The organism is Pseudomonas fluorescens (genome assembly GCF_001307155.1).
Taxonomy (GTDB): domain Bacteria; phylum Pseudomonadota; class Gammaproteobacteria; order Pseudomonadales; family Pseudomonadaceae; genus Aquipseudomonas; species Aquipseudomonas helvetica.
Map to the genome: position 1 here is coordinate 5,215,426 of NZ_CP012830.1, position 11,032 is coordinate 5,226,457.

The 11,032-nt window shown below is 57.7% G+C and carries 11 protein-coding genes and 1 pseudogene; 3 read left to right on the top strand and 9 right to left on the bottom strand.

The genetic code is table 11. The annotated features are described in order from the left end of the window. Positions 1-9: 9 nt before the first annotated feature. The 5 genes from glgA to AO353_RS23795 form a co-directional block, all read right to left on the bottom strand. Positions 10-1,578, bottom strand: coding sequence for a glycogen synthase GlgA (gene glgA / locus AO353_RS23775; RefSeq protein ID WP_054597176.1), 1,569 nt, complete (start codon positions 1,576-1,578; stop codon positions 10-12). Between the two features lie 553 nt (positions 1,579-2,131). Beyond that, on the bottom strand, positions 2,132-3,085 hold the full coding sequence (locus AO353_RS23780) for a D-2-hydroxyacid dehydrogenase family protein (RefSeq protein WP_054598319.1): 954 nt from the start codon (positions 3,083-3,085) through the stop codon (positions 2,132-2,134). 100 nt (positions 3,086-3,185) lie between these two features. After that, complete coding sequence (locus AO353_RS23785) at positions 3,186-3,620, bottom strand: YqaA family protein (protein ID WP_054597177.1); 435 nt, start codon at positions 3,618-3,620, stop codon at positions 3,186-3,188. After that, on the bottom strand, positions 3,620-4,063 hold the full coding sequence (locus tag AO353_RS23790) for a DUF411 domain-containing protein (protein WP_054597178.1): 444 nt from the start codon (positions 4,061-4,063) through the stop codon (positions 3,620-3,622). The genes AO353_RS23785 and AO353_RS23790 overlap by 1 nt, the downstream gene beginning before the upstream one ends. A 141-nt stretch (positions 4,064-4,204) precedes the next feature. Next, positions 4,205-6,199: a methyl-accepting chemotaxis protein gene (locus AO353_RS23795; protein WP_054597179.1), complete on the bottom strand. Its 1,995-nt coding sequence runs from the start codon at positions 6,197-6,199 to the stop codon at positions 4,205-4,207. A gap of 444 nt (positions 6,200-6,643) precedes the next feature. Between AO353_RS23795 and AO353_RS23800 the strand changes: the two genes are divergently transcribed. Beyond that, positions 6,644-7,180, top strand: a complete 537-nt coding sequence (locus AO353_RS23800; protein WP_054597180.1) for a hypothetical protein — start codon at positions 6,644-6,646, stop codon at positions 7,178-7,180. 57 nt (positions 7,181-7,237) lie between these two features. Here AO353_RS23800 and AO353_RS23805 read toward each other — a convergent pair whose 3' ends face one another. Beyond that, entirely contained in the window at positions 7,238-8,233 is a 996-nt protein-coding gene (locus AO353_RS23805; protein ID WP_054597181.1) for an aldo/keto reductase, read from the bottom strand. Positions 8,234-8,349: 116 nt separating this feature from the next. Here AO353_RS23805 and AO353_RS31690 point away from each other — a divergent pair, with 116 nt between their 5' ends. Further along, entirely contained in the window at positions 8,350-9,276 is a 927-nt protein-coding gene (locus tag AO353_RS31690) for a LysR family transcriptional regulator (RefSeq protein WP_054597182.1), read from the top strand. Here AO353_RS31690 and AO353_RS31695 read toward each other — a convergent pair. Then, positions 9,269-9,643: pseudogene (locus AO353_RS31695) on the bottom strand (MFS transporter); the annotation flags it as partial. The gene AO353_RS31690 and the pseudogene AO353_RS31695 sit on opposite strands and share 8 nt — an antisense overlap. Positions 9,644-9,951: 308 nt before the next feature. Then, a complete protein-coding gene (locus AO353_RS31900; RefSeq protein WP_256583727.1) occupies positions 9,952-10,083 on the bottom strand; it encodes a hypothetical protein in 132 nt (43 codons plus the stop codon). A gap of 157 nt (positions 10,084-10,240) precedes the next feature. Between AO353_RS31900 and AO353_RS23815 the strand changes: the two genes are divergently transcribed. Beyond that, positions 10,241-10,429, top strand: a complete 189-nt coding sequence (locus AO353_RS23815) for a hypothetical protein (protein ID WP_019690573.1) — start codon at positions 10,241-10,243, stop codon at positions 10,427-10,429. A 13-nt stretch (positions 10,430-10,442) separates the two neighbouring features. On the opposite strand, the gene AO353_RS23820 is transcribed toward AO353_RS23815, so the two are convergent. Further along, positions 10,443-10,820, bottom strand: coding sequence for a hypothetical protein (locus tag AO353_RS23820; RefSeq protein WP_054597183.1), 378 nt, complete (start codon positions 10,818-10,820; stop codon positions 10,443-10,445). Positions 10,821-11,032: the final 212 nt, after the last annotated feature.

Sequence of the window (11,032 nt, forward strand, 5' to 3'; positions counted from 1 at the left end):
GAATCCCTCTCACTGCTTGACCGACTGACCCAACGCCTTGGCGACCAGTTGTTCATAGAGTTCAGCGTAGGGTTCGACCGCTTTGCACCAATTGAATGGCGCAGCCATGGCCCGGCAACGCATGGCGTTCAACAGGGGCGGGTGGGCGAACACCTTGAACGCCCGGCTCAAGGCTTCCTCATAGCTGGCAACAGTCGACTCGTCGAAGAGAAAACCGGTGACGCCATTGTCGATGGTGTCGGCCAGACCGCCGGTGTTGCGCGCGACCGGCAACGAGCCGAAACGTTGCGCATACATCTGGCTCAAGCCGCATGGTTCATAGCGTGAAGGCATCAACAGGAAATCACTGCCGGCGAACATCCGTCGCGCATCGGTTTCGTTAAACCCGATGCGTACACCGATCTGCCCCGGAAAACGCAGGGCGAGGGCGCGCATGGCTTGTTCTTCTTCCGGTTCGCCACGGCCGATGATCGCGATTTGCCCACCCGAAGAGACGATGAACTCGGACACGGCTTCAGTCAGGTCCAGGCCTTTTTGGTAGACCAGTCGCGAAACCACGGCGAACAGCGGACCCTTGGAGTCCTTCAGGCCGAACAGTTTGCGCACGTGGGCGGCATTCACCGCTTTGCCGTCCCAGTCGCCGATGCTGAACGGGCAAAACAGGTGGGGGTCGGTCGCCGCATCCCAACTTTCGTCGATGCCATTCGGGATGCCGCTGAGCAGGCCTTGCTGGGTCTTGCTGGCAAGGAAACCGTCGAGACCGCAGCCGAAGGCCGGAGTAGTGATTTCCTGGGCGTAGGTCGCGCTGACGGTGGTGATATGACTCGAATAGGCCATGCCTGCCTTGAGAAACGACAGTTTGCCGTAGAACTCCATGCCTTCCTGTTGCAGGGCATGTTCGGGAATACCCAGCTCGGGGCAAGACGCGAGGCTGACCACGCCTTGGTAAGCCAGGTTATGAATGGTGAACAGGGTCGGCGTGCGCTGACCACGCCAGTGCATGTAGGCCGGGGCCAGGCCGGCAGGCCAGTCGTGAGCATGCACCAGATCCGGGCGCCAGTGGATGTGTGCCAGGTTGGCGGCGAGGTCGGCGGCAGCCAGGCCAAGACGGGCAAAACGGATGTGGTTGTCCGGCCAGTCGCGGCCATTGTTGGCGCCGTAGGGCGAGCCCTCGCGTTCGTACAGTTCGGGGCAGATCAGGACGTAGATGACCAGCCCGTCCGGCATGTCCATGCGGCCGATCTTGCAGGGGGGCAATGCGGCGTGTCCGCCCAGCTCGCCGATGATATGGATCGGGTTTTCGCTGTGCATCACTTGCGGATAACCGGGAATCAGTACCCGGACATCGTGCAGATGGGCCATGGCTCGGGGCAATGCGGCAGAAACGTCACCCAGGCCACCGGTTTTCACCAGGTCGGCGATTTCCGAGGTGACAAACAACACTTTTTTCTTGTTTGGATTCTGACGTGGAGCGGGCAGTACCGTTTTCGCACCCGGGGCAAGAACCGACATCGATGTCGGCTCGCCGATTTGCTGGTGAGAACGCTCTCCCTGGATTTCTAAAGCGGCACTGTTCATGTGTTTCTCCCGTTTTATTGATCTGTTTCAGGCATCTCACCCCAATGATGCAGGCGGCCAGTTCCCGTGGCCGGGCGCAAAAGCGCTACGCAATGAACAGCAAACGCTGGTCGATGCGCTGAATCTCAAAGGCTGTAGTAGTCATTGCAAGGATTGCACCAGTCGCTGCGGCCCCACCTTTAACCTGACCTGTTGCTTCGGCAGAAAGTTTCGATTTTTTCCCCACAAAATGACCGGCCGGTTTCCAGTCACGAAATGGAGTCTAGGTCAGAACTTAGAGCGGGGTGTGTGACGTTTTGAAATTGTTCGACAATCGGTCTGACGTCACGATTTCCGCGCTCAATGAGCCGCGCCCGCACCGACGAAGTGCAGGTTCTTTCGTCGCCGAAGCACAAAAAAGGGGAGAGAGTTGCCAGAGAGTGGGGCGTGGCAAAGCGCCGTTCGCACTCTATTGGTGCGTGCAACTTGCAAAAGCAGACACCACCAACCCTGTAGCAGTTGCCGAACGCAGGCTACGCCAGCTGCTACAGAGTGTGTGTCAGGACGGTGTGGCCTAATTCAACAGCCGGATCGAATGGCCGGTTGTCCAGGCTTGAATATCTTCAATCATCTGTGAAAAGAACAGCCGGTAGTTTTGCTCGCTGACATAGCCGACATGCGGCGTGGCCAGTACGTTGGGCAATGTCCGAAACGGATGGTCGGCGGCTAATGGCTCGCGCTCGAAGACATCCAGTGCTGCGCCCTTCAAACGGTTCTGTTCAAGGGCCTGGATCAATGCGGCTTCATCGACGATCGGTCCGCGCGCGGTATTGATCAGCAACGCTGATGGTTTCATCCAGCCGAGTGCCTGCTCATCGACCAGGCCCCGGCTGCGCTCGCTGAGCACCAGGTGGATTGACAGCACATCGGCTTGCTCGAACAGCTCGCGCTTGCTGACAAAAGTAACCCCGGCTTCGGCTGCGCGCTCGGCGGTGAGGTTCTCGCTCCAGGCGATAACGCGCATTCCGAACACCTGACCGAACTCGGCGATCCGTTTTCCAATGCTGCCCAGACCCAGAATACCCAGGGTCTTGCCGTACAGGTCGCCACCCAGGCCTTGTTGCCAGTGGCCGGCACGCAGGGCGTTGGCTTCTGCAAGCAGATTGCGGGTCAGGGCCATAATCAGTGTCCAGGTCAATTCGGGCGCCGCCTGTTTGTAGCTGTCGGTCCCGCAAACCTGAATCCCCAACGCCGCGGCGGCCTTGAGGTCGATGGCGGCATTGCGCATGCCTCCGGTGACCAGCAATTTGAGTTTGGGCAGGTTACGCAGGAGTGCTTCGTCGAACAGCGTGCGCTCGCGCATGACGCAAATCACCTCGAAGGACTGCAATCGGTCGCTCAGTGTGGGGTGGTCGGCAGGGTAGTCATGTAAAAAGCTGACTTTGCCGATACCGTCCAGCACCGACCAATCCACCACATGACGGGCCACGCCCTGCCAGTCATCGATCACCGCAATCTGCACAGTCATGAGCATTGTCTCTTCAAAGGGGGGGACGTGGATTTAACCGTTGGCTGAGGCTGTAACGTCGCGATTATGGCGACATTAACAACGTGGCAGCACCAAGGGCTCAAGGCATCCAGCCCAGTGTCGCCAGCGCCAGCACACCATAACGCGCGCCTTTGGCAAAGGTCACGATCAGCAAAAAACGCCCCACGGGTTCTCGCATCACGCCGGCCACCAGTGTCAGCGGGTCGCCAATGATCGGCACCCAGCTCAGCAGCAGTGACCAATGGCCATAACGTTGATAGTGAGTGCGGGCTTTTTCCAGATGAGCAGGGCTGACCGGAAACCAGCGACGCTCCCTGAAGCGCTCGACGCTGCGTCCCAGCCACCAGTTCAGCAACGAACCCAGCACGTTGCCGAGCGTGGCGACGGCGAGCAGCCACCACAATCCATGCTCGCCGTTGAGCAGCAACCCCACCAGCACGGCCTCGGACTGCAACGGTAACAACGTCGCGGCACCGAATGCCGCGAAGAATAGCCCGAGATAGCCAGCGAGCATTACCGGGCCGGGTAGTCGGCGATCACTTTATCGGTGCCATTTTTAGTCAACCCAATGACCTGATAAGCATCGGCCATGCCGTCCATTTCCATGCCTGGCGAGCCCATGGGCATACCCGGCGCAGCTGCGCCAAGCAGGTCGGATTGACTCAACGCCAGTACCTGTTCGGCGGGGACATGGCCTTCGACGAATTTGCCGTTGATCACCGCGGTGTGGCACGACGCCAGTCGCGGCGGGACGCCGAGGCGCTGCTTGACTTCGCTCATGTTGGTTTCAACGTGATCGTTGACCTTGAAGCCATTGGCTTCAAGGTGCGCGATCCACTTTTTGCAGCAACCGCAATTGGCATCGCGGTGGACATCAATCGGAATCAGCTCGGCGGCCTGGGCCAGGGAGCTGATGAACAGGGCGCCAAGGGCGGCCAGACGCAGCGTGGTTTTCATCGGTTATCTCTCGTTGATCATTTCACGCCGCGCATTTTGACCGTTTTCGCCGATGAAAAAGAGTGCTTATGTTTCAAAGTTATTCATGGATATCCCTTGAAGGTGATGCCCACGCGAAACGCGCGGGCGGCATTCACGGGGTCACTTGACCTTGAAGCGCCCCATGATCGAACTGACCCGGCTATTGGCGTCCAGCAGCTGGCGCGTGTTGAGGTCGGTGGCGTGACCGCTTTGCACCAGCTCTTCGACCATATGGCGGATTTGCACCATGCTGCGGTTGATCTCCTCGGTCACCGCGCTCTGTTGTTCGGCGGCCGTGGCGATCTGGGTGCTGAGGCTGTTGATGTGGCTGACCGAGCCGGCCATTTCGTCCAGACCTGCGTTGACTCGCGCTGTCGCATCGGCGGCGGACTGACAGCTGGCCTGGGTGTTTTCCATTGCCGCCACCGAAGAGCTGACACCCTGGGTCAAACGACTGAGCATCTCGTTGATCTCCGAGGTGCTGGTCTGGGTGCGGGCGGCGAGGGCGCGGACTTCATCGGCGACCACGGCAAAGCCTCGACCTTGTTCACCGGCTCGCGCGGCCTCAATCGCGGCGTTGAGTGCCAGCAGGTTGGTTTGCCCGGCAATGGCGCCGATCACCCCGAGAATTTCGGTGATGCGCTGGGCGTCCTGCTGCATGCTTTCGACTTTGTGGGTGGCACTGGCCACTTCGCCGATCAATGCGCTCACGCTGCTTGAGGCTTCGCCCACCACCACCCGCGAGCGGTCGGCGTGTTCGTTGGCGCGCTGGGTAAACGCGGCGGTTTGTGCGGCGTTCTCGGCGACGCTGTCGGCGGTCGAACTCATCTCGGTGATGGCGGTGACGGTCTGGTCGGTCTCCGAGGCGTGACGCTGCAGTATCTGGTTGGTATGCGCCGAGGTCTGTTGCAGGTTTTCCAGGCTTGAGGCCATGGCGCCCGTGGCCTGGGTGACTTCGCCGATCATGTTTTGCAGGTAGGCGATAAAGGTGTTGACCGAATGGCCGATCGCGCCCAGTTCATCCTCGGCGCGAATGGTGATGCGCCGGGTCAGGTCGGCGTCGCCGGTGGACAGCGCGTCGATGTTGGCTTTCAAGGCTTTCATGCGCTGGATCAGTTGGCGGATTGCATAGATTTGCAGCAGCACCAGCAGCAAAACCATCGGGATCTGCAACAGGCTCAAGGTGCTCAAGACATCGTCGCGTTGAGCGGTGATCAGGTGGGTCGGCAGGGCGGTGGCAAGGAACCACGGTGTGCCTTCGATCGGACGCATGAAGAAAGTGTTCGCCACGCCTTGATTGTCGAACTCGACGCGTTGCAGCGAAGCATCACGGCGCTCAAGCGCGGTTTTGATCTGCGCGGCAAAAGGCGAGTTGCTTGCCAGTTCACTGATGTTTTTCAGGACAATCGGAGCACTGATGCGCGAGCTGTTGCTGATGATCTTGCCGTCGGCCTCGACGATCAACATTTCGGCACCCAAGTCTTTTTCCTTGCGCGCGACCAGGTCATTGAAGAAGCCCAGAGTGACGTCAATGGTCGCGACTCCGTACGGCACGCCATTGCGCGCTATCGCCATGGCGCAGTTGGTGCGCGGTTCGGCGCTGGCGTCGTCCTTATAGGCCGCGGCCCAGGCACATTGACCGCGAGGTGTCTGCATGCCGCCCTTGTACCAGGGCTGATCGTAATAGTTGGGCGCCGCGTCGCTGTTCCAGAAGGTGTTGACAGCCAGTTTGCCCGACGCATCCCGGTGCCAGAAGGTACTGAATTTGTTGCGTCCGGCTTCGCGCTGGCCAGGCAACGGCCAGATCCCGCCACCAAACACTTTCAGTTCACCGTACTGGTCCACCAGGCCAGGCAACACGGTGTCGATGGTTGCGCTGTCGAGCAGGGGAATGGTTTGGGTGATGCTGCGTTGTTGCGCTTGAACCTTGTTCAGTTCGCCCTGGATCTGTTCGGCCACTTCGGCGATGCGGTTCAGTGCGACCTGTTCTTCCGTGTGCCGAAGTTTCGGCGCGACCAACTGGCTGATGCCCGCCACCGTCAAGGCGAACAACAACAGGATGAACAGCACCAGAAACAGCGTGTAACGGGCTTGAATGGTACGGAATGCGGGCATTGAACCGGTCCTTGTGCTAAGCGCTCTTGTTGATTTATTGCGGCGTTTAGCAGCTATCGGCCTGCGGCAGGCTGGCTTTAGTACCATGGTCCTAAAAAAGGGTTTTTACGGACGACCGGCTGGTCATCGACATGAGTCATGTGCGGTTTCATCCCGGGCTGACGACGTGGTTTCTTTCGTGGTTTTCAAGCCTGATTCATTGACGGTCTGATTGTTAAACAATTATTTCAAGTCAATGAATTCAAGGGGGTTGGTGATTTGTATCCGCAATCTACAAGAATGGTAAAAGTCTGAAATATTTGTAGTCCGAGGGACGCTGGCGCATTGGTGCTCGCATACCAGTTCGTCTGTTGAACAAGGACTTTTTATGGTCACCTTACAAGGACGTCTCCGCGCTTCGGGGCAGTTCCCGGTCTGGCTCTCGCCGCGCACAGGAGCACTCTCATGACCATCGGTTATGTCGGAGGCTGGACCAGCAAGGCCGGATTACTGACTCGCGAGGGCGAGACGAGTAGCAGTAAACCCGTACCGCAGAGCGTCAAGGTCAAGCAGATGCTCGCGCTGGTGGGCAACGATCCATTGGCGCTCAACACCGCGAAAATGAGCGAGCAGAAGCTCTACAAGAATTTCAAGGGATTCGACCCCGAGACCGTCACGGTCAAACAGCCCGGAAACATCAGCGCCTTTTTGCGCGATCGCGGTTTGATCAGCGATGTGACAGCCCTGACACTGCTCAACGCCGGCGACAAGTTCGACCGCTTTGGGGGGCCGAAAAACCTCGACGAAAAATTCAATGCGCTGGAGTACTTCGCCACGCAACTGGATAACATCCAGAGCAACGACCTCAAAGGCAACAAGTACGCCAACCACCTGATTCCCGAGTACAAGAAGGCGATTTACGTACTGCAGAACCTGAAGGCGTATGGCACGGGCAATGGCCCCGCCGTTCCGAACACCAAGGGGGTCACTGGCAAAGCCTGATCTTCAAGTGCAACAGGCCCGTCATACACGGCATGAACGGGCCTGCGACGCTCAGTGTTATCGATCGAGCATCTGCATGACGGCTTGCGGGTAACGCGCCCCGAGCACCGCGTCATCCGGAAAAATCGCCTCCAGCGCCGACAAGTCTTCTGGACTTAATACAACGTCCAGCGCGGCGACATTCTCCTCCAGATACTTGCGTTGCTTGGTACCCGGAATGGGGATCAGGTAATCGCCTTGCGCGAGTACCCAGGCCAACGCCAGTTGCCCTGCGGTCACACCTTTTTCTGCTGCCAGCGTTTGCACCTGTTGGACCAACTGCAAATTCCTGTTGAAGTTTTCGCCCTGAAAGCGCGGGCTGAAGCGCCGGTAATCGTCCGCTGCAAAATCGTCGGGACTTTTCAGGGCACCGGTCAGAAAGCCTCGGCCGAGCGGGCTGTACGGCACAAAGGCAATCCCCAGGCGCTGACAGGTGGCCAGGCAATCGTTGTGCTCCTGATCGCGGCTCCACAGCGAGTATTCACTTTGCAGCGCGCTGATCGGGTGAACCTTATGCGCTCGTTCAAGGGTTATCGCCGAGGCTTCGCTCAAGCCGAGGTAGCGCACTTTACCGGCCTGGACCAGTTCGGCCATGGCGCCCACGGTCTCTTCGATGGCCACCTCCGGATCGACGCGATGCTGGTAATACAAATCCAGAGTGTCCACGCCCAGACGTTTCAGCGTGCCGTCGATGGCAGCACGGATGTACTGCGGCCGGCCATCGACTCCGCGTGCAGTGGGGTTGGACGGATCACGCACGATGCCGAATTTACTGGCCAGGAACACCTGGTCGCGCTTGCCTGCAATCGCTTTGCCAATCAGCGCTTCGTTGGTGTGCGGGCCATACATGTCGGCGGTGTCGAGCAAATTGATGCCCAACTCCATGGCACGATGCAATGTTGCCAATGCCTCGGACGTATCGCCGCCCGTGGTGTAGAAGTCGGTCATGCCCATGCAGCCCAGACCGATCGCAGAAACCTGAGGGCCGTTTTTGCCCAATTGACGAGTGTGCATGGTGTTGCTCCTTTTTGATGTGGCCCCATTGTTGCGCTCGACAAAAACAAGATAAACCGGCTAAAAACGCTATCACTGTTTGTAATTTCTAAATAATCCCCGGGTAACCAAGAGCAATGGACCGTTTTAATGCCATGCGAGTATTCACTCGCATTGTCGAACTGGAAGGATTTGCCAAGGCCGCGGACAGCCTGCAAATGCCCCGGGCTTCGGTAACCATCCTGATCAAGCAGCTTGAGGCGCATTTGGGCGTGCAACTCTTGCAGCGCACCACACGGCACGTCAGTCCAACCGCCGATGGCTCGGCGTATTACCAACGTTGCGTGCGATTGCTGGCTGATCTGGACGAGACCGAGGCAGCGTTTTCCAGCTCTCGGCAAAATCCACGCGGGCTTTTGCGTATCGACATGCCTGCCGGCATCGGGCGTTTGCTGGTGATCCCGGCCTTGCCGGAATTTACCCGGCGTTACCCGCTGATCGAGTTGGAAATCGGCTTGAACGATCGCCCGGTCGACCTGATTCGCGAGGGCGTCGATTGTGTGCTGCGCGGCGGCTCGTCTCTGGATGATTCGCTGGTAGCGCGACCGCTGGCGATGCTCGATCAGGTCACCTGCGCCAGCCCCGACTACTTGCGACGCCAGGGCACGCCGCACTGCCTGGAAGACCTGGTGGGGCATCAGATGGTCGAGTATTTCTCCAGCACCACCGGCAGGCGTTTCGGCCTGGAATTTGACATAGACGGACACGTGCACCCGGTGAACCTGCCCAAACTGGTGGCGGTCAACAGCGCAGATGGTTATCTGGCCTCTTGTGAAGCGGGTTATGGCCTGGTCCAAACGCCGTATTATCACGTTGCACGGCAGTTGCGCGAGGGCACGTTGTGCGAGGTGTTAGAGCATCTGCCGCCGCCGGGGTTGCCCCTGACGGCGCTCTATCCTCCGCACCGCCAGTTGTCTCTGCGGGTGCGGGTGTTTGTCGACTGGCTGGTGCAACTTTGCGCTCAGCCGGGCAACGGGCTGCTGCGCAGATACTCAGGTAACTGACGGCGATGACAAACCCCAAGCCCATGCCCTGAAGCAGGCGCAGCAGGTTGAATGCAAAAATACTCTGCACCCAGAGGGTCATGACGCAGGTCATGGCAAAGACTGCACAGCCGACCAAGAGAACTTTTCGGCGTCCAAAACAATCCGCGAGCGGGCCAATCAGCCATTGCAGAAGAACACCCCCCAGCAAGTAGAGATTGAAGGCCGATGGAATATGCCGAGTACTGGCGTTCAAGTCATCGGTTACTGTCAACATGGCAGGCATTATCATGTCGCTGGCCAAGTAGGTCAGTAACTCAAAAGCTGTAATCGCCAGGCAAAAACCTAGCGCTCGAAAGGATCCGATTTTTATAATGGGCTTGAGCATAAAATTCCAGGGTGTAGTGCTTATTTATATAGAAGTATCGCGATAGGGGTGAGAGTAGTCTGGAATAGTAATAAGCCAAGCCAAAATATTGTTTTGCTGGTAGTAATAGTTGTCGCGTTATTTCTGGCGGGAATGTCAGGTGAATGTGCTGATGCATGTTTCAGGTATTATCTTGCAGGCCAAAGTGTAATACCCTTGTATGAAAAAGCCCGCGGGGAGGCGGGCTTTTTTCGTGGTGTTCTCAAACGCTGTCAATTGTTGAGAACCGGGGGAACTTAATGATGCAAGTTGCCCCTGCTTAATAAAGGTCAACGACGGTAGTAGCCATCATGGTGATAGCGGTGGTCGCCATGCCAGCCACCTCCGCATGGGAAACATACACAACCGCTCATGGTCAGGATAATCAGCAGGGGAATCAGCAGTGTGATTCGACGGTACATTTCTCAATCCTCATCGTTTGAACCGCATGCAGCCAAAATGCTTCATGGGCTGTAACATGAGACCCCGCTTGCAGCTGCTCATCCCCGAAGAAGCGTATGGGCTTGGCATGCATCACGATACAAACCGGATACATATCTTCAGGTTCAGGAACCCGCAATGACCCAGTCGCAACGTTTGAAATATTCGATTCTGATCTCCCTTGTCGTATTGGGGATCATGCTTGGTCTGTCGTACATGCAGAACGCCGGAATGATCAGCGAGAAGCTGTTCCAGTACATCGCTATTGGCGTTGCGGTGATCGTCGTGGTGATCAATGGGGTGATGCGTCGCAAGGTCAAGCCTTAAGCGACGCGGGACATTATCGGTTGCCGTAGAGCACGGCTGCGGCTTGCGGGTGCAGGCTGTAGCTCTTGTCTTCGTTCAAGACAATCAGGCCTTCGCTGCACAGTCGCTTCAACACTTCGCGAACGCTGAGAAAGGACAGGGGAATACCCAGGTCCAGCAAGTGGCTGTGCACCCCGCGTACTCCCTGCGGACGATCGTTTTCGGCGGCGGTCAGTAGCGCGTCGATCACTTTCAGGCGAATCAGGCTGGTTCGCAGGCCAAAGCTTTTGAGCAGCTGCCTGATGCGCTCGTTGTTGTGGCGTTCAGCGTTTTTGGTGAGCGCGCGAGCGTCCAGGTTCAGCGAACCGTTTGCCGCAGGGGTGCCATCCGTTGGCAGTTGCGAGTTGTACATGCAAAAACTCCTTTTCAGAGCTTGATCAGTAAAAAAGTGATGGGTGCTCTCATTGATTAATGACGAATGAGCTGCGCAAATCATGAGGGCTCGGATGTAGAAAATTTGTCGGAACCACGTCAGTGCAAGGTGAGATGTGCTGTTTTATCGGGGTCTAAACCATTAAATTTTTTTCATGTTGACTCGTTACTCGGCAAGGCACATTCACGTGC

Coding starts and splice junctions, on each gene's coding strand:
- AO353_RS23815 (WP_019690573.1), top strand. CDS start 10,241: ATGACCCAGTCGCAACGTTTGAAATATTCGATTCTGATCTCCCTTGTC.
- AO353_RS23790 (WP_054597178.1), bottom strand. CDS start 4,063: ATGAAAACCACGCTGCGTCTGGCCGCCCTTGGCGCCCTGTTCATCAGC.
- AO353_RS23820 (WP_054597183.1), bottom strand. CDS start 10,820: ATGTACAACTCGCAACTGCCAACGGATGGCACCCCTGCGGCAAACGGT.
- AO353_RS23795 (WP_054597179.1), bottom strand. CDS start 6,199: ATGCCCGCATTCCGTACCATTCAAGCCCGTTACACGCTGTTTCTGGTG.
- AO353_RS31690 (WP_054597182.1), top strand. CDS start 8,350: ATGGACCGTTTTAATGCCATGCGAGTATTCACTCGCATTGTCGAACTG.
- AO353_RS23805 (WP_054597181.1), bottom strand. CDS start 8,233: ATGCACACTCGTCAATTGGGCAAAAACGGCCCTCAGGTTTCTGCGATC.
- glgA (WP_054597176.1), bottom strand. CDS start 1,578: ATGAACAGTGCCGCTTTAGAAATCCAGGGAGAGCGTTCTCACCAGCAA.
- AO353_RS31900 (WP_256583727.1), bottom strand. CDS start 10,083: ATGTACCGTCGAATCACACTGCTGATTCCCCTGCTGATTATCCTGACC.
- AO353_RS23780 (WP_054598319.1), bottom strand. CDS start 3,085: ATGACTGTGCAGATTGCGGTGATCGATGACTGGCAGGGCGTGGCCCGT.
- AO353_RS23800 (WP_054597180.1), top strand. CDS start 6,644: ATGACCATCGGTTATGTCGGAGGCTGGACCAGCAAGGCCGGATTACTG.
- AO353_RS23785 (WP_054597177.1), bottom strand. CDS start 3,620: ATGCTCGCTGGCTATCTCGGGCTATTCTTCGCGGCATTCGGTGCCGCG.